2 protein-coding genes are annotated in these 25,670 nt (G+C 73.8%); both read left to right on the forward strand.

Annotation, left to right across the window (positions count from 1 at the left end; translation table 11 throughout):
* Window positions 1-249 precede the first annotated feature (249 nt).
* Window positions 250-6,489, forward strand: coding sequence for a type I polyketide synthase (locus tag AC156L_RS11040; RefSeq protein WP_414719888.1), 6,240 nt, complete (start codon window positions 250-252; stop codon window positions 6,487-6,489).
* Between the two features lie 43 nt (window positions 6,490-6,532).
* A partial coding sequence (locus tag AC156L_RS11045; RefSeq protein ID WP_484406793.1) for a type I polyketide synthase occupies window positions 6,533-25,670 on the forward strand: 19,138 nt, incomplete at its 3' end.

The raw sequence follows: 25,670 nt of genomic DNA on the forward strand, positions 1-25,670 counted from the left end.
GGTCGGAGGGGGTAGCGGTGCTGGGGAGAACCCGGTTTTCAGGCCCTTTCCTCAGGGGCCGGTAGGGGCGCGCTAGGGGTTGAGGGGGGTTGGGGCCACGGACAGAATCGTTTCGTGAGCTGAAGTGTGCCAAGCGCTTCTGAATTCACGACGATCTCATTCTCCTGCGCCGGAGAAACCCTGTCGTCCGTAGCGAAGAGGTGCTCTTAAATGGCGAATGAAGACACGCTCCGGGAGTATCTCAAACTGGTGACGGCGGATCTCCAGACCACCCGGCAGCGTCTTCAGGAGTTGGAGGAAGGCAACCAGGAGCCGATCGCGATCGTGGCGATGAGCTGCCGTTACCCCGGCGGTGTCCGCTCGCCCGAGGATCTGTGGCGGCTGGTCGAGTCCGGCGGCGACGCCATTTCCCCGCTCCCCGACGACCGCGGCTGGGGCACCGAAAACGGTGTTTTCGCCGTGGAGGGTGGCGGGTTCCTCTATGACGCGGCCGATTTCGAGCCCGCGTTCTTCGGAATTTCCCCGCGTGAAGCACTGGCCATGGACCCCCAGCAGCGGCTGCTGCTGGAAACGACGTGGGAAGTGTTCGAGCGGGCCGGAATCGACCCCAGGTCCCTGCGCGGCAGCCAGACCGGTGTGTTCATCGGTGGCAGCGCCATGGGCTACGGCATCGGCCTGACCGAGGTCCCCGACGAGGTCGCGGGCCACCTGCTCACGGGCGCGGCCCCCAGCGTCCTGTCCGGCCGCCTCTCCTACACGTTCGGCCTCGAAGGCCCGGCCGTCACGGTCGACACCGCCTGCTCCTCCTCCCTCACCGCGCTGCACCTCGCCGCCACCGCGCTGCGCAACGGCGAGTGCTCCATCGCGCTCGCGGGCGGCGTCATGGTGATGAGCACCCCCGCCGTGTTCGCCGAGTTCGGCAAGCAGGGCGGGCTCTCCCCGGACGGCCGCTGCCGCGCGTTCTCCGACGACGCGGACGGCACCGGCTGGTCCGAGGGCGTCGGCCTGCTGCTCGTCGAGAAGCTGTCCGACGCGCGGCGCAACGGCCACGAGGTCCTCGCGGTCGTGCGCGGCAGCTCGGTCAACCAGGACGGCGCGTCCAACGGCCTGACCGCCCCCAACGGCCCGTCGCAGCAGCGGGTGATCCTCCAGGCCCTGGCCAACGCCGGTCTGGCCCCCGCCGACGTGGACGTGGTGGAAGCCCACGGCACCGGCACCCGCCTCGGCGACCCGATCGAGGCGCAGGCCATCCTCTCCACCTACGGCCAGGACCGCGAGCGCCCGGTGCTGCTGGGCTCGCTCAAGTCCAACATCGGCCACACCCAGTCCGCGGCCGGCGTCGCGGGCGTCATCAAGATGGTCATGGCCATCCGCCACGGTCTGGCTCCCAGGACGCTGCACGCCGACGAGCCGTCGCACCAGGTCGACTGGGACGCGGGTTCGCTGGAGATCCTGACCGAGGCCCGCCCGTGGCCCGAGACCGGCAACCCGCGCCGCGCGGGCGTCTCGTCGTTCGGCGTCAGCGGCACCAACGCCCACGTCGTGATCGAGCAGGCGCCCGCCGCCGAGCCGGTCGAGGTCCGGCGCGCGGGCCGCGAGGTGCTGCCGTGGCTGCTGGCCGCGCGCACCGAGGACGGGCTGCGCGAGCAGGCCCGCCGCCTGCGCGACCACCTCGCCGCCGCCGACCCCCACCTCGACGACGTGGCCTTCTCCCTGGCGACGACCCGCACCGCGCTCGCCCACCGCGCGGTCGTGGTCGGCGCCGACGCCCCCGCCCTGCACGCCGGCCTGGACGCGCTGGTCGACGGCGGCGCGGCGGCGAACCTCCAGCGCGGCACCGTCACCGACGGCGGCCTCGCGGTCCTGTTCACCGGGCAGGGCAGCCAGCGGCTCGGCATGGGCCGCGAGCTGCACGACGCGTTCCCGGTGTTCGCGCAAGCCTTCGACGCCGTGTGCGCCGAGTTCGACGGCCCGGTGCGCGAGGCGGTGTTCGGCGACGACGCCGCCGCGCTGGACCGGACCGGCACGACCCAGCCCGCGCTGTTCGCGATCGAGGTGGCGCTCTACCGCCTCGTCGAGTCGTGGGGCGTGAGGCCGGAGTTCCTGGCCGGGCACTCGATCGGCGAGCTGGCCGCCGCCCACGTGGCCGGTGTCCTGTCCCTGGAGGACGCCGCGACGCTGGTCGAGGCGCGTGGCCGGTTGATGCAGGCGCTGCCGACCGGCGGCGCGATGGTGGCGCTCCAGGCCACCGAGGAGGAAGTCCTCACGGTCATTGGTAACGACGTTTCTATTGCCGCGGTCAACGGCCCCGACTCGATCGTCCTCGCGGGCGACGAGGACGCCGTCCTCGCGGTGGTCGCCCGGTTCCCGGACCGGAAGTCCAAGCGGCTCAGCGTCTCCCACGCGTTCCACTCGGCGCACATGGACGCCATGCTCGACGACTTCCGCGCGGTGGCGGCGCGGCTGACCTACTCCTCGCCCACCATCCCGATCGTCTCCACGGCCACCGGCCGGGTCGCGACCGCCGTCGAGCTGTGCTCCGCCGACCACTGGGTCTCCCACGTGCGCGACGCGGTCCGGTTCGCCGACGCCGTCCGCACGCTGGAAGGCCAGGGCGTGTCGACGTTCCTGGAGCTGGGCCCCGACGCCGTGCTCACCGCGATGGGCGCCGACAGCGTCGAGAAGGCCGTGCTGGTCCCGGCGCTGCGCAAGGACCGCCCCGAGGTCTCGGCCATCACCACCGCGCTCGCCGCGCTGCACGTGCGGGGCACCCGGATCGACTGGGCCGCCTACTTCGACGGCACCGGCGCCCGCCGCGTCGACCTGCCGACCTACGCGTTCGACCGCCAGCGCCTGTGGCTGGAGGACAACGGCTCGGTCGGCGACGTGACCTCCGCGGGCCTGTCGGCCGCCGGGCACCCGCTGCTCGCCGCGGTCCTGCCGATGCCCGACGGCGGCGTGCTGTTCACCGCGCGCCTCTCGGTCGCCACGCACGCCTGGCTGGCCGACCACGTCGTCGCGGACAACGTGGTCGTGCCCGGCACCGCGCTGGTGGAGCTGGCGATCCGCGCGGGCGACCAGGTCGGCTGCGGCCACCTGGAGGAGCTGCTGCTCCAGGCCCCGCTGGTCGTCCCGGCCCAGGGCGGCATCAGCCTGCACGTCGAGCTGGACGCCGAGCCCGGCCGCCGGATGATCACCGTCTACTCCCGCACCGATGACGACGACGCCGCGTGGGTCGTGCACGCGACCGGCGTCCTCACCGACGAGACCACGGCCCCCGCGTTCGAGCTGGCGCAGTGGCCGCCCGCCGGAGCCGTTCCCCTCGACCTGACCGGCCTCTACGAGGACCTCGCCGTCGGCGGTCTGCGCTACGGCCCGGTGTTCCGCGGGCTGGTGAACGCCTGGCGCGGCGGCGGCGACGTGTACGCCGAAGTCGTGCTGCCCGAGGCGGAACAGCGTCGGGCGGGCGCGTTCGGCGTCCACCCGGCGTTGCTCGACTCCGTCCTGCACACCCTGGGCATCGCCGACGGCGACGCCCAGGAGCAGAGCGGCCCGGCGTCGCTGCCGTTCTCCTGGACCGGCGTGAGCCTGTTCGCCGCCGGGGCCGAGACGCTGCGCGCCCGCGTTTCCCCGTCGCCGCAGGGGGACGGCATCTCGGTGGACGTCGCCGACGGCACCGGTTCACCGGTCGCCCGCGTCGACTCGCTGGTGCTGCGCCCGATCAGCGGCGAGCAGTTCACCCGAGCGGGCGGCGGCACCGACTCGCTCTACCGGGTCGACTGGACGCCGGTGACCACCGAGGCCGCGTCGGTGGAGGACGTGACGATCCTGCACGTCGCCGACTCGGCCGACGTGCACACCGTGACCGCGGAACTGCTCACGGGACTCAAGTCCTTCGTGGACGGTGAGCGCACCGAGGAGTCCGTGCTGGTCGTCGTGACCAGCCACGCCGTCGCCGCGCTGCCCGGCGAGGACGTCACCGTCCCCGCCCAGTCCTCGGCGTCCGGCCTGGTGCGCTCCGCGCAGTCCGAGCACCCCGGCGCGATCGTGCTGGTGGACCTGGACGACGTGGCCGCGCTCGACGCGGTCCTGCCCGCCGTGCTGGGCGCGAACGAGCTGGAGGTCGCGGTCCGCGCGGGCACGTTGTACGCCCCGCGCCTGGTCCGCGCGAACTCGGGTTCGATCGCCCCCTCCGCCACGGACTCCGCCTGGCGCCTGGACTTCACCGCCCCCGGCACGGTCGACAACCTCACCACCATCCCCTGGCCCCACGCCGAGTCGGCGCTGGAGCCCGGCGAGGTCCGCATCGCGATGCGCGCCGCGGGCGTCAACTTCCGCGACGTGATGAACGTGCTCGGCATGTACCCCGGCGACGCCGGGATCATGGGCCTGGAAGGCGCGGGCGTCGTGCTGGAGGTCGGTCCCGGTGTGGACGACCTCGCCGTCGGCGACCGGGTCATGGGCATGGTCGACGCCGCGTTCGGCCCCGTCGTGATCGCCGACCGCCGCAAGGTCTGCCCGATCCCGGACGGCTGGTCGTTCACCCAGGCCGCGGGCGTGCCGCTGGTGTTCCTCACCGCGCTCTACGCCCTGGAGGACCTGGGCGGCCTCAAGTCCGGCGAGTCGATCCTCGTCCACGCCGCCGCCGGTGGTGTCGGCATGGCCGCCACCCAGATCGCGAAGCACCTGGGCGCCGAGGTCTACGGCACCGCGAGCAAGGGCAAGTGGGACGCGCTGCGGGCCGCCGGGATCGCCGACGACCACATCGCCTCCTCCCGCACCACCGACTTCGAGCACGAGTTCACCATCGCCACCGACGGCCGGGGCGTGGACGTCGTCCTCAACGCCCTGTCCGGCGAGTTCGTGGACGCCTCGCTGCGCCTGCTGGCGCAGGGCCACGGCGGCCGGTTCCTGGAGATGGGCAAGACCGACGTGCGGCGCCCCGACGAGGTCGCCCGGCAGCACCTCGACGTGGAGTACACCGCGTTCGACCTGATCGAGGCCGGACCGGACCGCATCGGCGAGCTGCTGACCCGCCTGCACGGCTGGTTCGCCGACGGCTCGCTGTCGCCGCTGCCCGTGACGACGTGGGACGTCCACCGCGCCCCGGAGGCGTTCCGCTTCCTCGGCCAGGCCAAGCACACCGGCAAGGTCGTGCTGACCATCCCGACCCCGCTCGACCCGAACGGCTCGGTGCTGATCACCGGCGGCACCGGGGGACTGGGCGCGCTCGTGGCCCGGCACCTCGTCGCCGAGCACGGTGTGCAGCACCTGGTCCTGACCTCCCGCCGCGGCGCGGACGCCCCCGGCGCCCGCGAACTGGCCGACGAGCTGATCGGCCTCGGCGCGACCGTCGACCTGGCGGCGTGCGACGTCGCCGACCACGCCGCCGTCGCGGCCCTGCTCAAGGGGATCGAGCACCCGCTGACCGGCGTGGTGCACGCGGCGGGCGTGCTCGCCGACGGCGTCCTCGACTCGCTCACCCCGGAGCGGCTGTCCGCCGTGCTCGGCCCGAAGGCGGACGCCGCGGCCCACCTGCACGAGCTGACCGCCGACGCGGACCTGGCGATGTTCGTCGTCTTCTCCTCGTCCTCCGGCCTGTTCGGCGGTGCGGGGCAGGCGAACTACGCCGCGGCCAACACCTTCCTCGACGGGCTCGCCGTGCACCGCCGCCACCGCGGCCTCCCGGCGGTCTCGCTGGCCTGGGGCCCGTGGGACCAGACCGCGGGCATGGGCTCGACGCTGTCCGACGCGGACTTCGCCCGCATGGCCCGCTCGGGGATGCCCGCGCTGGCCGCGGCCGACGGCCTGGCGCTGTTCGACCTGGCCCGCGCCACCGACGACGCCCTGCTCGCGCCGGTCAAGCTGGACCTCGCGACGCTGCGCGACTCGGGTGAGGTCCACCCGCTGCTGCGCGGCCTGGTCCGTGCCCCGGCCCGGCGCGCGGCGGCCACCACCGCGGGCAAGGCCGAACCGGCCTCCTGGTCGCAGCGGCTCGCGGGCAGGACCAAGGCCGAGCAGGACGAACTGCTGCTGGACCTCGTGGTCGGGCAGGTCGCGACCGTGCTCGGCTACGAGTCGGCGCTGGACATCAAGCCCACGCTGGCGTTCAAGGAACTCGGCTTCGACTCGCTGTCGGCGGTGGAGCTGCGCAACACGCTCAGCGCCGCCACCGGCGTGAAGCTGCCCGCGACGCTGGTCTTCAACTACCCCAACGCGATCGAGCTGGCCGCCCACCTGCGCGTGGAGCTGGCGGGCGACGACAGCACGGCCGCGACGCTCCTGGACGACCTCGACCGCCTGGAACTCGCGTTCGGCGAGGTCGGCGCGGACGACCCGATGCGCACCAAGATCACCAGCCGGTTGCAGCGCGTGCTGGCCAAGTGGAACGGCGGCTCCTCGGAGGAGAGCGCCGGAAAGGCCACTTTGGACGAGGCGGGCTACGACGAGCTGTTCGACTTCATCGACAACAACCTCAGCTCCTCGTGATCACCCCCAACCCGCCTGCACCGCTGTAGAGGAGACGACTCGAATGGCCAACGAAGACAAGGTCCTCGCCTACCTGCGAAAGGTGACGAGCGAGCTCGACGACGCGAAGCGGAAGCTGCGCGAGCTCGACCGCGAGGGCCAGGAGCCCATCGCGATCGTCGGCATGGGCTGTCGTTTTCCCGGCGGTGTGTCGTCCCCCGACGAGCTGTGGCGGTTCGTGGAGTCCGGCGGTGACGCGATCGGCGGCATGCCGGGCGACCGCGGCTGGGAGCTGAACCTCGACGACGACCCGGAGGCCGCGGGCAGCGCGTACGTGGCCGACGGCGGCTTCCTGCACGACGCCGCCCAGTTCGACGCGAACTTCTTCGGCATCAGCCCCCGCGAGGCCCTGGCGATGGACCCGCAGCAGCGGGTGCTGCTGGAGGCGTCGTGGGAGACGCTGGAGCACGCGGGCATCGACCCGCACACCCTGCGCGGCAGCCAGACCGGCGTGTTCGTCGGCGCCGCCCAGTACCAGTACGGCAACGCCGCCGAGACCGCCGACGCCGAGGACGGCGTCGAGGGCTACCTGCTCACCGGCAACGCCACCAGCGTCGCGTCCGGCCGCATCTCCTACACCCTGGGCCTGGAGGGCCCGGCCGTCACGATCGACACCGCGTGCTCCTCCTCGCTGGTCGCGCTGCACTGGGCCATCCAGGCGCTGCGCTCCGGCGAGTGCACGCTCGCGCTCGCGGGCGGTGTCGCGGTCATGGCGACCCCCGGCATGTTCGTCGAGTTCTCCCGCCAGCGCGGCCTGTCCACCGACGGCCGCTGCAAGGCGTTCTCCGCCGACGCCGACGGCACCGGCTGGGCCGAGGGCGTCGGCATGCTCGCCGTCGAGAAGCTGTCCGACGCGCGCCGCAACGGCCACCGGGTCCTCGCGATCGTGCGCGGCTCCGCCATCAACCAGGACGGCGCGTCCAACGGCCTGAGCGCCCCCAACGGCCTCGCCCAGGAGCGCGTCATCGCGCAGGCGCTGGCCTCCGGCAGGCTCTCACCGTCCGATGTGGACGCCGTCGAGGCGCACGGCACCGGCACCAAGCTCGGCGACCCGATCGAGGCGCAGGCGCTGCTCGCCGCGTACGGCCAGGACCGCGAGACCCCGCTGCTGCTGGGCTCGTTCAAGTCCAACATCGGCCACGCCCAGGCCGCCGCCGGTGTCGCCGGTGTCATCAAGATGGTCATGGCGATCCGCAACGGCGTCGTCCCGAAGACCCTGCACGCCGAGAACCCCACCCCGCACGTCGACTGGGCCTCCGGAGCCGTCGAGCTGGTCACCGAGACCACGCCGTGGCCCGAGACCGGCCGCCCGCGCCGCGCCGCCGTCTCGTCGTTCGGCATCAGCGGCACCAACGCCCACACGATCATCGAGCAGGCGCCCGAAGCCGCGAACAGCGGCTTCGGAAGTTCTGATCCTTCCCAGCCCGTCGTGGGGACTCTTGAGCGAAAGCCGCTCCCCGTCGTCCCGCTGCTGCTGTCGGCCAAGACGTCCGACGCGCTGCGCGCCCAGGCCGCCCGGCTCGTCGCCCTGATCGAGGACGACGTCGACCTGACCGACGTCGCCTACTCGCTGGCCACCAGGCGTTCCCGCTTCGACCACGCCGCCGTGCTGGTCGGCGACGACCGCGCCGAGCTGGCCGCGGGCCTGCGCGCCTTCGCCGAGGACGGCCCCGTCACCGACCTCGTGCGCGGCACCGCCGACGTGCGCGGCAAGACCGCCTTCGTCTTCCCCGGCCAGGGTTCGCAGTGGGCGGGCATGGCCGGTGAGCTGCTCGACTCCTCCCCGGTGTTCGCCGCCCGCATCGCCGAGTGCGAGCAGGCCCTGTCCGCGCACGTCGACTGGTCGCTGACCGCCGTGCTGCGCGCCGAGGACGGCGCGCCGGGCCTCGACCGCGTGGACGTCGTGCAGCCCGCGCTGTTCTCCGTCATGGTGTCGCTCGCGGCGCTGTGGCAGTCCCACGGGATCAAGCCCGACGCCGTCATCGGCCACTCGCAGGGCGAGATCGCCGCCGCGTGCGTGGCGGGCGCGCTCTCCCTGGAGGACGCCGCCCTCGTGGTCGCCCTGCGCGGCAAGGCGCTCATCGCCCTGGCGGGCAAGAGCGGCATGGCCTCGGTCGGCCTGCCCCTCGCCGACCTGCGCGAGCGGATCGCCGGCGTGGACGGCGTGACGATCGCGACCATCAACGGCCCGCGCTCCGTCACGCTCTCCGGCGAGCCCGAGGTGCTGGACCGCCTGGTCGCCGAGCTGGAGGCCGAGGGCCTGCGCGCCCGGCGCATCCGCGTCGACTACGCCTCGCACTCGCCGGTCGTGGAGATCATCCGTGACGAGGTCCTGGCCGCGCTCGCGCCGATCACCCCGCGCGCCACCACGATCCCGATGTTCTCCTCCGTGACCGGCGAACTGGTCGACGGCGCCGAGCTGGACGCCGAGTACTGGTACGGCAACGCGCGCGGCACGGTCGTCTTCGCCCCGACGGTCGAGGACATGATCGGCCGGGGCTTCCGGTCGTTCGTGGAGGTCAGCCCGCACCCGGTGCTCACCATGCCGGTGCAGGACATGCTCGACGACGCCGAGGTCACCGGTCTCGCCCTCGGGTCGCTGCGCCGCGACCAGGGCGGCCTCCGCCGCTTCCTCGCGTCGCTGGCCGAGGCGCACGTCCGCGGCCTGCCCGTGGACTGGCCCGCGCTGTTCGACGGCTCCGGCGCCCGCGCCGTCGAGCTGCCCACCTACGCCTTCCAGCACCGCCGCTACTGGATGATCGGCGGCACCTCGTCCGTCGTGGACGTCACCGCCGCCGGTCTCGGCGAGGCCGACCACCCGCTGCTCGGCGCGGTCGTGGACCTGTCCGACGACGACGGCGGTGTGGTGTTCACCGGCCGCGTGTCCGTCGGCACCCACCCGTGGCTCGCCGACCACGTCGTGTCCGGCCTGGTGTTCGTGCCCGGCACCGCGTTCGTGGACCTCGCGATCCGCGCCGCCGACCACGTCGGCTGCGCGCTGCTGGACGAGCTGACCGTGCAGGCGCCGCTGGTGCTGCCCGAGCACGGGGCCGTGCAGCTCCAGGTCGCCGTCGCCGAGGCCGACCCGTCCGGCCGCCGCTCGTTCACCATCTCCGCCCGCCAGGACGAGGGCGCCTGGGTCCGGCACGCGACCGGCACCCTCGCGCCGTCGTCGCTCGGCGAGCGGGCCGACCTGACGACGTGGCCGCCCGCGGGCGCGGAGTCCGTCGACCTGGACGGTCTCTACGAGGCCCTCGCGGCCGGTGGCCTGCACTACGGCCCGGTGTTCCAGGGCCTGCGCGCGGTGTGGCGCGACGGCGACGCCGTCTACGCCGAGGCCGCGCTGCCCGAGGGCACCGACGTCGACGGTTTCGGCCTGCACCCCGCGCTGCTGGACGCCTCGCTGCACGCCATCGCGCACGGCGAGTTCCTCAGCTCCGCCGACGGCCCGTGGCTGCCGTTCTCCTGGAGCGGCGTCGAACTGGTCGCCGCCGGTGCCACCGCGCTGCGGGTCCGCATCACCCGCGCGGGCACCGACGCCGTCTCGCTGCTCGTCGCCGACGGCGCGGGCCAGCCGGTCGCGTCCGTGGAATCCCTGGTCCTGCGGGCGATCTCCACCGACCAGCTCAGCGCCGTCCGCTCCACGACCTCCGAGTCGCTGTTCACGCTCACCTGGATCCCGGTCACCGACGGTGCCGACGACGAGTCGCCCGCCGTGGTCATCCCGGTGCGCGGCACCAACGACGTCGACTCGGTCCACTCCACCGCGCACTCCGTGCTCCAGCTCGTGCAGGAGTGGCTGGGCGGCGACCACGCCGAACGCCTGGTGCTGGTCACCTCCAACGCCGTCTCCACGAGCGGTGAGGACGTGCTCGACCTCGCCGCCGCCGCGGCCCGCGGCCTCGTCCGCTCCGCGCAGTCGGAGAACCCCGGCCGCATCCTGCTGGTCGACACCGACGGCCTGCCGTCGTCGGAGTCGGCGCTGAGCATCGCGCTCGCCGCCGACGAGTCCGAGGTCGTCATCCGCGACGGCGTCGTGCTCGCTCCCCGTCTGGCGAGGGCCGTTCCCGCCGGTGAGGCCCCCGTCGTCGACGGCGCGGTCCTCGTCACGGGCGGCACCGGCGGACTGGGCGCGCTGCTCGCCAAGCACCTCGTCACCGCCTACGGCGTGCGCGACCTGGTCCTGACCTCCCGCCGCGGCCCGGACGCCGACGGCGCCGCCGACCTGCTGTCCGAGCTGGCCGGGTTGGGCGCCGACGCCCGGATCGTCGCCTGCGACGCCGCCGACCGCGACGCGCTCGCCGCCGTGCTGGCCGACATCCGGACCGGGCACCGCCTCGCGGGCGTCGTGCACGCGGCCGGTGTGCTCGACGACGGGATCTTCGCCTCCCTGACGCCGGAGCGGGTCGACGCCGTGCTGCGGCCCAAGGTCGACGCCGCCTGGCACCTGCACGACCTCACCGCCGACGACGACCTGGCGCTGTTCGTCTCCTTCTCCTCCGCCGCGGGCGTGCTCGGCTCGCCCGGCCAGGGCAACTACGCCGCCGCGAACGCGTTCCTCGACGCCCTCACCGCTCACCGCCGCGCCCTCGGGCTGCCCGGCGTCTCGCTGGCCTGGGGCCTGTGGGAGCGCGCAAGCGGCATGTCCGGCGCGATGGGCTCCAGTGGCCAGGACCGCCTGTCGCGCGGCGGGTTCAGCGCGCTGACCGACGCCGAGGGTCTGGCGCTGTTCGACACCGCGCTCACCACCGGCGACGACCTGCTGCTGCCGGTGCGCGTCACGCTGAGCGCCCTCAAGGCCGCCGACGGCTCCGTGCCCCGCCTGTGGCGCGGGCTCGTCCGCACCACCACCCGCCGCAGGGCGACCGCCGCCGACGAGGCCGCCGTCGCGGGTCTCGCCGGTCGGCTGGCCGCGCTGCCCGAGGCCGAGCGGCTGCCCGAGGTGCTGGAGATCGTCCGCGCCTACGTCGCCGCCGTGCTCGGCTACGGCTCCGGCTCCGAGGTGGACGCGAGCCGCGCGTTCAAGGAGCTGGGCTTCGACTCGCTGACCGCCGTCGAGTTCCGCAACCAGCTCTCCGCCGCGACCGGCCTCCGCCTGCCCGCGACGCTGGTGTTCGACTACCCGACCTCCGCCGTGCTCACCGACTTCCTCTGCGGCGAACTGCTCGGCACCGTGCCCGCCGAGGTCGTCGCGAAGCCCGCCGCCCGCAAGAACACCGACGAGCCCCTCGCCATCGTGTCGATGGCCTGCCGCTTCCCCGGCGGCATCGCCTCGCCGGAGGACCTGTGGCAGGTCATGACGGACGGCGTGGACGCGATCTCGCCGTTCCCGACCGACCGCGGCTGGGACCTCGACCTGCTGCGCCAGGCGCTGGACTCGACCGAGGCCGGGTTCCTGCACAACGCCAGCTCGTTCGACTCCGCGTTCTTCGGCATCACGCCCCGCGAGGCCGTCGCGATGGACCCGCAGCAGCGGCTGCTGCTGGAGGTCTCCTACGAGACGTTCGAGCGCGCGGGCATCGACCCGGCCACGCTGCGCGGCAGCAAGACCGGTGTGTTCACCGGCCTGATGTACCACGACTACGTCAACGGCCTGACCACGATCCCGGAGGAGGTGTCCGGCTACCTGGGCACCGGCAACTCCGGCAGCGTCGCGTCCGGCCGCGTCTCCTACACCTTCGGCCTGGAGGGCCCGGCCGTCACGATCGACACGGCCTGCTCCTCCTCGCTGGTCGCGCTGCACGTGGCCACGCAGTCGCTGCGCAGCGGCGAGTGCGACATGGCGCTGGTCGGCGGGGTCGCCGTCATGGCGACCCCCGGCACGTTCGTCGACTTCGCCAGCCAGGGCGGCATGGCCCCCAACGGCCGCTGCAAGCCGTTCGCCGCCGCCGCCGACGGCGCCACCTGGTCCGAGGGCATCGGCCTGCTGCTCGTGGAGCGGCTGTCCGACGCACAGCGCAACGGCCACCAGGTGCTCGCGCTGGTGCGCGGCTCCGCCGTGAACCAGGACGGCGCGTCCAACGGCCTGACCGCCCCGAACGGTCCGTCGCAGCAGCGGGTCATCAAGGCCGCGCTCGCCGACGCCGGACTGTCCACCCAGGACGTCGACGTGGTGGAGGGCCACGGCACCGGCACGAAGCTGGGCGACCCGATCGAGGCGCAGGCGCTGCTGGCCACCTACGGCCAGGACCGCGAGCGCCCGCTGCTGCTCGGCGCGCTGAAGTCCAACCTGGGCCACACGCAGGCCGCCGCCGGTGTCGCGGGCATCATCAAGATGGTGCTGGCCATGCGCCACGGCGTCCTGCCCCGCACGCTGCACACCGACGCGCCGACCCCGCAGGTCGACTGGACCGCCGGTGACGTCGAGCTGATCACCGAGCAGGTCGGGTGGCCGACGACCGGCCACCCGCGCCGCGCGGGCGTCTCCTCGTTCGGCATCGGTGGCACCAACGCCCACACGATCATCGAGCAGGCGCCCGAAGCCGGGAACAGCGGCTTCGGAAGTCCTGGTCCCTCCCGGCCCGTCGGTGGGACCAAGGCTTCCCCGCCGGTCACGCCGGTCGTCCTGTCGGCCAAGAGCGCGGACGCGCTGCTGGGCCAGGCGTCGAACCTGGAGTCGATCGCGGACTCCGTCGACCTGACCGACCTCGGCTTCTCCGCCGCCACGACCCGCGCCCACCTGGAGCACCGGGCCGTCGTGGTCGCCGCCGACACCGACGAACTGCTGTCCGGCCTGAAGTCCCTGGCCGTGCGGGACACGGTGGTGCAGGGCAGGACCGCGATCCTGTTCACCGGCCAGGGTTCGCAGCGCCTCGGCATGGGCCGCGAGCTGTACAACTCCTACCCGGTGTTCGCCGAGGCGTTCGACGCCGCGTGCGCCGTGCTGGACGCGCCGGTCGCCGAGATCGTCTTCGGCGTCGACGCCGACGCCCTGAACCAGACCGGCAACGCGCAGCCCGCGCTGTTCGCCCTGGAGGTGGCGCTCTACCGGCTGGTCGAGTCGTGGGGCGTGAAGCCCGACGCCGTCGGCGGCCACTCCATCGGCGAGATCGCCGCCGCCCACGTGGCCGGTGTCCTCACCCTGGAGGACGCCGCGACGCTCGTCTCGGCTCGTGGCCGCCTGATGCAGGCGCTGCCGACCGGCGGCGCGATGGTCGCGATCCAGGCCACCGAGGCCGAGGTCCTGCCGCTCATCGGCAACGACGTTTCGATCGCGGCGGTCAACGGCCCGAACTCCGTGGTCGTCGCCGGGACCGAAGCCGCCGTGGAGCAGGTGCTCGCGCACTTCGCCGACCGGAAGTCCAAGCGCCTGGCCGTGTCGCACGCGTTCCACTCGCCGCTCATGGACCCGATGCTGGAGGACTTCCGCCAGGTCGTCTCCCGGCTCACCTTCTCCGCGCCGACGATCCCGCTGCTCGGCGACGTGACCGACCCGGAGCACTGGGTCCGCCACGTCCGCGGCACCGTCCGGTTCGCCGACACCGTCACGACCCTCGAGGCCCAGGGCGTCAAGACGTTCCTGGAGCTGGGCCCGGACGGCGTGCTCACGGCGATGGCCGCGGACAGCGTCGAGGACGCCGCCCTGGTCGCGGGCCTGCGCAAGGACCGCCCGGAAGCCCGCTCGATCGTCACGGCGCTCGGCGCGCTGCACGCCCGCGGCGTCAAGGTCGACTGGACCGCGTTCTTCGCGGGCACCGGCGCCCGCCGGGTCGACCTGCCCACCTACGCCTTCCAGCACGAGCAGTACTGGCTGGAGCGCCCGGCGATCACCGCCGAGGTGGACGAGGTCGAGGCCCGCTTCTGGGACGCCGTCGAGCGCGAGGACCTGGAGTCGCTGGCCACCTCGCTGTCCCTGGACGGCGAGACCGTCGGCACCGTCCTGCCCGCACTGGCGCAGTGGCGCCGCGAACGCCGTGGCGAGTCCACCGTGGAGGGCTGGCGCTACCGGATCGAGTGGCGGCACACGACGCCCGGCGCGGCCACCGCGTCCGGCCGCTGGCTGCTGGTCGGCTCCGAGGACCTGGCACTGCCGGGTGTCGAGATCGTCCGCATCGCCGCCTCGGCGGACCGTGCGGATCTGGTGACCGGGCTGGAGACCGTCGGCGAGGTCGATGGGGTGCTCTCCACCTGCACGGACGTCGCCGAGGTGCTTGCGCTCGTGCAAGCGCTCGGCGACGCCGGGATCTCCGCGCCGCTGTGGTGCACGACCAGGGGCGCGGTCACCACCGGCCGCGCGGACGTGGTCGACAACCCCGACCAGGCCACGATCTGGGGCCTGGGACTGGTCGCGGGGCTGGAGCACCCGGACCGCTGGGGCGGTCTGATCGACCTCCCCGAGACGCTCGACAAGCGCGGGTACGAGCGGGTCGCCGCCGTGCTCGCCGGAACCGAGGACCAGGTGGCTCTGCGCGGTTCGGGCGTCTTCGCCCGCCGCCTGGCGCACGGGCGGACCGCTGAGGCTGCAGGGGGCTTCGCGCCGCGTGGGACCGTGCTCGTCACCGGGGGCACCGGCGCACTTGGCGCGCGGGTGGCCCACTGGCTGGCGGAGGCAGGCGCGGAGCACCTGGTCCTCACCTCGCGTCGGGGCGCGACCGCGCCCGGCGCCACCGAACTGGCCGCTTCCCTCGAAGCGACGGGTGTCCGCGTGACGCTCGCCGCCTGCGACGTCGCCGACCGCGACGCCGTGGCCGCGCTGGTCGCGGAGTTCCCGCCGAACGCCGTCGTCCACGCCGCGGGCGCCGAGCAGTTCACGCCGCTCGCCGAGTACGACCAGGCCGACTTCGCCGCGCTGCTGGCCCCGAAGGTCGACGGCGCGCGGAACCTGGACGAGCTGGTCGGCGAGGTCGACGCGTTCATCCTGTTCTCCTCGATCGCGGGCACGTGGGGCAGCGGCGGCCAGTCCGCCTACGCCGCCGCGAACGCCTACCTGGACGCGCTGGCCGAGTCCCGCCGCGCCCGTGGCCTCACCGCGCTGTCGGTGGCCTGGGGCGCGTGGGCCGAGGCGGGCATGGCCACCGGCGACGCGGGGGAGCAGCTCCGCCGCCGCGGCGTCACCGCGATGAACCCCGACGCCGCGCTCACCGCGCTGCGCCAGGCGATCCGCTGCGACGACACCGCCGTGGCGGTCGCCGACATCGACTGGTCGCTGTTCGCCCCGGTCTTCACGACGCTGCGCCCCAGCCCGCTGATCAGCGACCTCCCCGAGGTCCGCGCGGCGCTGGACGCGGCCCCGGCGCAGGACGCGCCCAGCACGTCGAAGTTCTCCGCGCTGTCGGCGTCGGACCGCTCCCGCGCGCTGCTCGACCTGGTGCGCCGGCAGGCCGCGATCGTCTGCGGCTACGCCTCCGGCGACGACATCACCAGCACGCGGCCGTTCCGCGAGCTGGGCTTCGACTCGCTGACCGCCGTGGAGCTGCGCAACAAGCTCACCGCCGAGACCGGCCTGTCGCTGCCCGCGACGCTGGTCTTCGACTACCCGACCCCGGCCGTGCTCGCCGAGCACCTGGACACCCTGTTCGGCGGCGCGGGCGCGGTGCTCGACACCATCACCGCCAACACCCCGCTGGACGACGAGCCGATCGCGATCGTCGCGATGTCCTGCCGCTTCCCCGGTGGCGTCTCGTCGCCCGAGCAGCTGTGGCAGCTCGTCGCCGAGGGCCGCGACGCGATCTCGCCGTTCCCGAGCGACCGCGGCTGGGACGCCGACGCGCTGTTCGACGCCGACCCCGACAGCCAGGGCTCCTCCTACGTCGTGGAGGGCGGGTTCCTGACCGGGATCAGCCAGTTCGACCCGGCGTTCTTCGGCATCTCGCCCCGCGAGGCGCTGGCCATGGACCCGCAGCAGCGGCTGCTGCTGGAGACCTCGTGGGAGGTCTTCGAGCGGGCAGGCCTCGACCCGACCTCGCTGCGCGGCGAGCAGATCGGCGTGTTCGCGGGCACCGCGAACCAGGACTACTCCGCCCTGCTGGTCGCGGGCGGCGACAACGTCGAGGGCTACCTCGGCACCGGCAACATCACCAGCGTCGCCTCCGGCCGCGTGTCCTACACCTTCGGCCTGGAGGGCCCGGCCGTCACGGTCGACACCGCCTGCTCCTCGTCGCTGGTCGCCCTGCACCTCGCCGCCCAGGCGCTGCGCAGCGGCGAGTGCACGATGGCGCTCGCGGGCGGCGTGACGATCATGTCCACGCCCGGCACGTTCGTGGAGTTCTCCCGCCAGCGGGGTCTCGCGACCGACGGCCGCTGCAAGGCGTTCGCGGCCTCGGCCGACGGCACGGGCTGGGGCGAGGGTGTCGGCATGCTGCTCGTCGAGCGGCTGTCCGACGCCCAGCGCAACGGCCACCAGGTGCTCGCCGTCGTGCGCGGCTCGGCGGTCAACCAGGACGGTGCCTCCAACGGCCTCACCGCCCCCAACGGCCCGTCGCAGCAGCGCGTGATCCGCCAGGCCCTCGCCAACGCCGGTCTGTCCACCTCGGACGTCGACGTGGTCGAGGCGCACGGCACCGGCACGGTGCTCGGCGACCCGATCGAGGCCCAGGCCGTGCTCGCCACCTACGGCCAGGACCGGGAAACCCCGCTGCTGCTGGGATCGCTCAAGTCCAACATCGGCCACGCCCAGTCGGCGGCCGGTGTCGGCGGCATCATCAAGATGGTCATGGCGATCCGCAACGGCGTCGCCCCCAAGACCCTGCACGTCGACGAGCCGTCCCCGAAGGTCGACTGGACCTCCGGCGCGGTCGAACTGCTGACCGAGGCCCGCGAGTGGCCCGAGACCGGCCGCCCGCGCCGCGCGGCGGTGTCGTCCTTCGGCATCTCCGGCACGAACGCCCACACGATCATCGAGCAGGCCCCCGAAGCCGCGAACAGCGGCTTCGGAAGTCCTGCTCCTTCCCAGCTCGTCGGTGGGGCACTCGAGCGCACCGCTCCGCCGGTGCTGCCGCTGGTGCTGTCGGCGAAGACCCCCGAAGCCCTGGTGGACCAGGCCGAGCGCATGCTTGACCACCTCGACCACACCACCGCCGACCTGATCGACACGGCGTTCTCCGCCGCGACCACCCGCGCCCACCTGGAGCACGGCGCGGTCGTCGTCGGGGAACAGGCCGATCTGGTCCGGGGCCTGACGGCGTTGGTGCGCGGCGACCGGGACGCCTCGCTCGTCCGCGGCACCGCCGCCGAAGGCCGACTGGCCATCCTGTTCACCGGACAGGGTTCACAGCGCCTCGGCATGGGTCGCGAGCTGTACGACGCGTTCCCGGTGTTCGCCGACGCGTTCGACGCCGTGTGCTCGCACTTCGAGCAGCCGATCGGCGAGGCCGTGTTCGGCGTCGACGCCGACGCCCTCACCCGCACCGGCACGACCCAGCCCGCACTGTTCGCGCTGGAGGTGGCGCTGTACCGGCTGGTCGAGTCGTTCGGCGTGCGTCCCGACTTCGTCGGCGGCCACTCCGTCGGCGAGATCGCCGCCGCCCACGTGGCCGGTGTCCTCACCCTGGAGGACGCCGCGAAGCTGGTCGAGACCCGCGGCAGGCTCATGCAGGCCCTCCCGGCGGGCGGCGCGATGGTCGCGTTGCAGGCCACCGAGGCCGACGTCACGCCCCACCTCACCGACACCGTGTCGATCGCCGCGATCAACGGTCCCGATTCGGTCGTCGTCGCAGGCGAGGAAGAGGCGGTCGCGCGGGTCGTCGCCCAGTTCGCCGACCGGAAGTCCAAGCGCCTGACCGTGTCGCACGCGTTCCACTCGCCGCTGATGGACCCGATGCTGGACGAGTTCCGCGCGGTGGTCGCGAAGCTGGCCTTCACCGAACCGACCATCGCCATGCTGGGCGAGGTCACGAACCCGGAGTACTGGGTCCGCCACGTCCGCGAGGCGGTCCGGTTCGCCGACACCGTCACGACGCTGGAATCCCGTGGCGCGTCGACGTTCCTGGAGCTGGGCCCGGACGCGGTACTGACGGCGATGGGCGCGGACAGCGTCACCGACGCCGTGCTGGTGCCCGCCCTGCGGGCAGACCGCCCCGAAGCCCCGACCCTGGTCCGCGCGCTGGGTTCGCTGCACGCGCTCGGCAACCGGGTCGACTGGGCCGCGTACTTCGCCGGTTCCGGCGCCCGCCGGGTCGAGCTGCCCACCTACGCGTTCCAGCGCGAGCGCTTCTGGCCGCAGCCCGCCCGCGGCTGGGCCGACGTGTCCGCGATCGGTCTGCGGGACGTCGACCACCCGATGCTCGGCGCGGCCCTGTCGCTGGCCGACGGCGACGGGCTGGTCCTCACCGGTCGCCTGTCGACCGCGGCCCAGCCGTGGCTCGCCGACCACGTCGTCCTCGGCTCGATCCTGGTGCCCGGCACCGCGTTCGTGGAACTCGCGCTGCACGCGGCCGAGCAGGTCGGCCTCGACCTGCTGGAGGAGCTGACCCTCGAAGCCCCGCTGGCCATCCCCGAGCACGGCGACGTGGCGCTCCAGCTGACCGTGGCCGCCGCCGACGAGAACGGCCGCCGCGCGCTCCAGGTGCACTCCAGCGTCGCCGACGGCCCGTGGACCCGGCACGCCAGCGGCTCCCTCTCCACCGGTACCGCCGTGCGGAACAGCCTGGCCGAGTGGCCGCCCGCGAACGCCGAGGCCGTCGACCTGACCGGCTTCTACGACGCGCTGGCCGAGTCCGGCTACGGCTACGGCCCGGCGTTCCAGGGCCTCAAGTCCGCCTGGCTGCGCGACGACGAGGTGTTCGTCGAGGTCGAGGTGGCCGACGCCACCGGCTTCGGCATCCACCCGGCGCTGCTCGACTCCGCGCTGCACGCCGCCGGGCTCGGCGGTCTGCTGCCCGACACCGACGTCGTGCGCATCCCGTTCGCCTGGACCGACGTCTCCCTGAACGCCGTCGGCGCGGGCGCACTGCGGGTGAAGCTGTCGCGCGGCGAGCACGACGGCATCACCCTGGACGTGGCCGACGTGACCGGCGCCCCCGTCGCACGGGTCGAGTCGCTGGTGCTGCGCCAGGTCTCCGCCGACCAGGTGGCCGTCAAGACCACCACCGACTCGCTGTTCAAGGTCGACTGGGTCGCCGTCCCCACCACCGACGCGACGGTGTCGTTCACCGAGCTGGACGACGACCTCGCCGCTCTCGTCGACGTGCCGGACGCGGTCCTGGTGTCCCCGGCCGACGCGTCCGAAGCCCTCACCCTCGCCCAGACCTGGCTCGCCGACGACCGGTTCGCCGAGTCGAAGCTGGTGTTCGTCACCAGGGGTGCCGTGTCGACGGCGGGCGAGGACGTCACCGACCTGGCCGCGGCCGGGATCTGGGGCCTCATCCGCTCGGCGCAGACCGAGCACCCCGAACGGTTCGTGCTGCTCGACCTCGACGGTCAGGAGGCTTCCCGCGGTGTGCTGTCCCACGCGCTGGTTCCGGGGGCCCCTCAACTGGCACTCCGCGACGGCGAGGCCCGCGCGCCGCGTCTGGGGCGCGTGGCTCCGGCCGTGGGGGCAGCGCCCGCGCTCGACCCGACCGGCACGGTACTGATCACCGGCGCCACCGGGGCGCTCGGCGGCCTCGTCGCCAAGCACCTGGTGACGCGCTACGACGTCACGAACCTGCTGCTGGTCAGCAGGCGCGGCGAGGACGCGCCCGGCACGACCGAGCTGGCCACCGAACTCGCCGGGCTCGGCGCCGTGGCCACGTTCGCCGCGTGCGACGTGTCCGACCGCGCCGCCCTGGAGCGGCTGCTCGACGGCATCCCGGCCGAGCGCCCGCTGACCGGCGTCGTGCACACCGCCGGTGTGCTGGACGACGGCACGTTCGAGGCGCAGACCCCGGACCGGATCGCCGCCGTCGCCTCGCCGAAGGCCGACGCCGCCCGCCACCTGCACGAGCTGGTCGGCGACGTGGAGATGTTCGTCCTCTTCTCCTCGCTGTCGGGCACCTACGGCACGGCGGGCCAGTCGAACTACGCCGCCGCCAACGCCACCCTCGACGGCCTGGCCCACCACCGCCGCGCGAACGGCCTCGCGGCCACCTCGCTGGCGTGGGGCCTGTGGCAGACCGACACCGGCATGGGCACCGACTCCGACCGCGCCGCCCGCGGTGGCATCGGCACCCTGTCCGCCGCCGACGGCCTGGCGCTGTTCGACGCCGCGCTGGCCACCGACGAGGCCCACCTGGTGCCGGTGCACCTGGACCTCGCGGTCCTGCGCACCCACCCGGTGATCCCCGCGATCCTCCAGGGCCTGGTCCGCCCGGCCCGCCGCGCCGTCCGCGCCGCGGACACCGCGTCCCGCCTCGGCCTGGCCGACCTGGTCGGCCCCGAGCGGCACCGCGCGGTGCTGGAGCTGGTCCGCACGCAGGTCGCCGCCGTCCTCGGCTACGACTCGCCGGACGCCGTCCACGCCGGGCGCGCGTTCAAGGAACTGGGCTTCGACTCGCTCACCGCGGTCGAACTCCGCAACGGCCTGAACGCCGTCACGGGGATGCGCCTGCCCGCCACGCTGGTCTTCGACTACCCGAACGCCGGAGCGCTCGCCGACCACCTGGTCACCGAGCTGTTCGGCGCGGTCGAGGCCCCGGCCGCGGAGGTCCGCGCGGCGAAGGTCGCCGACGACGAGCCGATCGCCATCGTGTCGATGTCCTGCCGCTACCCCGGCGGCATCCGCACCCCCGAGCAGCTCTGGGACCTCGTGGTGGCCGGGAACGACGGCATCTCGCCGTTCCCGACCGACCGCGGCTGGGACCTGGAGAACCTGTTCGACTCCAACCCGGACACCCCCGGCACGACCTACGCCCGCGAAGGCGGCTTCCTGCACGACGCCGCGCAGTTCGACCCGGCGTTCTTCGGGATGGGACCGCGCGAGGCGCTGGCCACCGACCCCCAGCAGCGCCTGCTGCTGGAGACCTCCTGGGAGACGTTCGAGCGGGCGGGCATCGACCCGACCTCGGTGCGCGGCAGCAAGACCGGCGTCTTCGCCGGCGTCATGTACTACGACTACGCCTCCCGGCTCACGCTGATCCCGGAGGAGGTCGAGGGCTTCGTCGGCACCGGCAACTCCGCCAGCGTCATCTCCGGCCGCGTCGCCTACACGTTCGGCCTGGAGGGCCCGGCCGTCACGGTCGACACCGCGTGCTCGTCCTCGCTGGTGGCACTGCACCTCGCGGTCCAGGCCCTGCGCTCGGGTGAGTGCGACCTGGCGCTGGCAGGCGGTGTCACGGTGATGCCGTCGCCCGGCACGTTCACCTCCTTCAGCCGCCAGCGCGGTCTGGCCGAGGACGGCCGCATCAAGTCGTTCGCGGCAGGCGCCGACGGCACGGCGTGGGGCGAGGGCGTGGGCCTGCTGCTCGTCGAGCGGCTGTCCGACGCGCGCCGCAACGGCCACCCGGTGCTCGCCATCGTGCGCGGCACCGCGGTCAACCAGGACGGTGCCTCCAACGGCCTCACCGCCCCGAACGGGCCGTCGCAGCAGCGGGTCATCAAGCAGGCCCTCGCCAACGCCCGCCTGGGGGCGGACCAGATCGACGTGGTCGAGGCGCACGGCACCGGCACCACCCTCGGTGACCCGATCGAGGCCCAGGCCCTGCTGGCCACCTACGGCCAGGAGCGCCTCGGTGACGAGCCGCTGTGGCTCGGCTCGATCAAGTCCAACATCGGCCACACGCAGGCCGCCGCCGGTGTCGCGGGCGTCATCAAGATGGTGCAGGCCATGCGCCACGGCGTGCTGCCCAAGACCCTCAACGTCGACGCCCCGTCCCCGCACATCGACTGGAGCGCGGGCGAGGTCGAACTGCTGACCGAGGCGCGCGAGTGGCCGTCGACCGGCCGCCCCCGCCGTGCCGCCGTCTCCTCGTTCGGCATCTCCGGCACCAACGCCCACACGATCATCGAGCAGGCGCCCGAAGCCGTCGCGGTGGCCGAACCGACGATCACCGAACAGGTCGTCCCGGTGCTGCTCTCGGCTCGGGGTGGGGAAGCCCTGAAGGCTCAGGCCGTTCAGCTGCACGCCCACCTCGCGGCGCACCCGGAGCTGGACCTGGTCGAGGCGGCGGGCACGCTCGCCACCCACCGGGCCGCACTGGAGCACCGCGCGGCGTTCGTCGCCGAGTCCCGCACCGAACTGCTGGGCAAGCTGGCCGCGTTCGACGCGATCACCGGCGGCACGGAGGGGTCCGGCAAGACGGCCTTCCTGTTCACCGGTCAGGGTTCGCAGCGGCTCGGCATGGGCCGCGAGCTGCACGAGGCGTTCCCGGTCTACGCCAAGGCTTTCGACGAGGTCTGCTCGAAGTTCGACGCCCCGGTCCGCGAGACGGTGTTCGGCGACGACGCCGACGCCCTCGACCAGACCGGTCTGACGCAGCCCGCGCTGTTCGCCGTCGAGGTCGCGCTGTACCGCCTGCTGGAGGCCTGGGGCGTGCACGCCGACCACCTGGCGGGCCACTCCATCGGTGAACTCGCCGCGGCCCACGTGGCCGGGGTGCTCTCGCTCGACGACGCCACCACGCTGGTCGGCGCCCGCGGTCGGCTCATGCAGGCCCTGCCGACCGGCGGTCTGATGATCTCCGTCCGCGCCGCCGAGTCCGAGGTGCTGCCGCTGCTCACCGAGGGCGTCTCCATCGCCGCCGTCAACGGGCCGCGCTCGGTGGTCATCGCCGGTGACGAGGACGCCGTCCTCGCGGTCGCGGGAGAACTGGCGGGTCAGGGCGTGAAGACCAAGCGCCTCAAGGTCTCGCACGCGTTCCACTCGCCGCTGATGGACCCGATGCTGGACGAGTTCCGCGCGGTCGCCGAAGGCCTGACCTACTCCACGCCGCGCGTCCCGATGCTCGGCGACGTGACGAACCCGGAGCACTGGGTCGCCCACGTCCGCGACGCGGTCCGGTTCGCCGACTCGCTCACCGAGCTGACCCGCCTGGGCGTCACGACGTTCCTGGAGGTCGGCCCGGACGGTGTCCTCACGGCGATGGCCGCCGAGGCCGACGTGACCGCCGTCCCGGTGCTGCGCAAGGACCGCGCCGAGGTCGCCACGCTGACCACGGCGCTCGCCGAGCTGCACGTCCACGGCGTCGACGTCGACTGGCGGGCGTTCTTCGCCGGTCGCGCCACGCGCCAGGTCGAGCTGCCCACCTACGCGTTCCAGACCTCGCGGTACTGGCTGGAGGACGCGGCCACGATGGTCGACGTCTCCTCGGCCGGGCTCTCGTCGGCCGACCACCCGCTGCTCGGCGCGGCCGTGCCGCTGGCCGACGCGGACGGGTTCCTGTTCACCGGCAGGCTCTCCCTCGACACCCACCCGTGGCTCGCCGAGCACGAGGTCCACGACGTGGTCCTGCTGCCCGGAACGGCCTTCGTGGAACTCGCCCTGCGGGCGGGGGACCAGGTCGGCTGCGGCGCGATCGACGAGCTGACCCTCCAGTCGCCGCTGGTCCTGCCGAGGACCGGGTCCGTGCAGCTCCAGGCCGTGGTCGGGGCTCCCGACGCGTCCGGCGCCCGCCCGTTCGCCCTGCACAGCAGGACCGGCGACGAGTCCTGGACCCGGCACGCCACCGGTTCGCTGGTGGAGTCGGACGTCCCGTCCTTCGACCTGGCGCAGTGGCCGCCGACGGGTGCCGAGAAGATCGACGTGGACGGCGTCTACGACGGCTTCGCGGTCGCCGGGTTCGGCTACGGGCCGCTGTTCCAGGGCCTCGGCGCCGCGTGGCGACTGGGTGACGACGTGTTCGCCGAGGTCGCACTCCCCGCCACGAAGGAATCGGGCACCGGCGCGGACTCCGGGGGTTACGGCGTCCACCCGGCGCTGCTCGACTCCGCGCTGCACGCCATCGGCGTGGGCGGCCTGGCCTCCGGTGACGGCCTCCTGCCGTTCGCCTGGAGCGGGGTGCGGCTGTACTCCACCGGCGCGACGTCGTTGCGGGTCAAGCTCTCCGCGACCGGCGAGTCGGTGGCCATCCAGCTCGCCGACGCCACCGGAGCCCCGGTGGCGTCGGTGGAGTCCCTCGCGCTGCGGGCCATCTCGGCCGACCAGCTCGCGGGCGCCCCGATCCACGTCGAGTCGCTGTACCGGGTCGAGTGGACCTCGGTCACGCCCGGCACGCCGCCCGCCGGCGTCACCTACGCGGTGCTCGGCGACGACGAGCTGAAGGTCGGCGCCCGCCTCGAATCCGCAGGCGTCACGCTGGTCCAGGAGGACGCCGACGTGGTGTTCGCGTCCTTCGTCGCCAGCCAGGACACCTCGGTCCGCGCCGCCACGACCGGTGTGCTCGACCTGCTCCGCACCTGGCTCGCCGACGACGCCAACGACGACCGCCACCTGGTGCTGGTCACCAGGGGTGCGGTGGCCGTCGGCGCTGACGACGACGTGCTCGACCTCGCGGGTGCCGCCGCTCGCGGCCTGGTCCGCTCGGCCCAGGCCGAGAACCCCGGCCGGTTCGCCCTGGTGGACCTGGACGAGGAGGACAGCTCCTCCCTGGCGCTGACCGCCGCGCTCGCCGCGGGCGAACCGGAACTGGCCCTGCGCGGCGGGACCGCGTTCGCGCCCCGGCTCGCCAGGGCCGCCGCGGCCGTCGATCCCACCTCGCTCGACACCAACGGCACGGTGCTCGTCACGGGTGCCACCGGCACCCTCGGCGGACTGGTCGCCGAGCACCTGGTGGTGGAGCACGGCATCCGGAACCTGGTGCTCACCAGCAGGCGCGGCCTGGCCGCTCCCGGTGCGGAGGACCTGCGCGACCGGCTCACGGCCAGGGGTGCCGTGGTGGACTTCGTCGCCTGCGACGTGGCCGACCGCGACGCCGTGACCGCGCTGCTGGCCGGTGTTCCCGCCGAGCACCCGCTGACCGCCGTCGTGCACACCGCCGGTGTGCTCGACGACGCCACGATCACGTCGCTGACCGCCGACCAGGTCGACCGCGTGCTGCGGCCGAAGGTCGACGCGGCGACCACCCTGCACGAGCTGACCCGCGACCTGGACCTGGCCGCGTTCGTCCTCTTCTCCTCCACCGGCGGCGTCTTCGGGGCGGCGGGCCAGGGCAACTACGCCGCGGCGAACGCCTACCTGGACGCGCTGGCCCAGCGCCGCAGGGCGAACGGGCTGCCCGCGACCTCGATCGCGTGGGGCCTGTGGGTCACCGAGGACGGCATGGGCGCCGACCTCACCGAGGCCGACGTCCAGC

The organism is Umezawaea sp. (assembly GCF_057122925.1).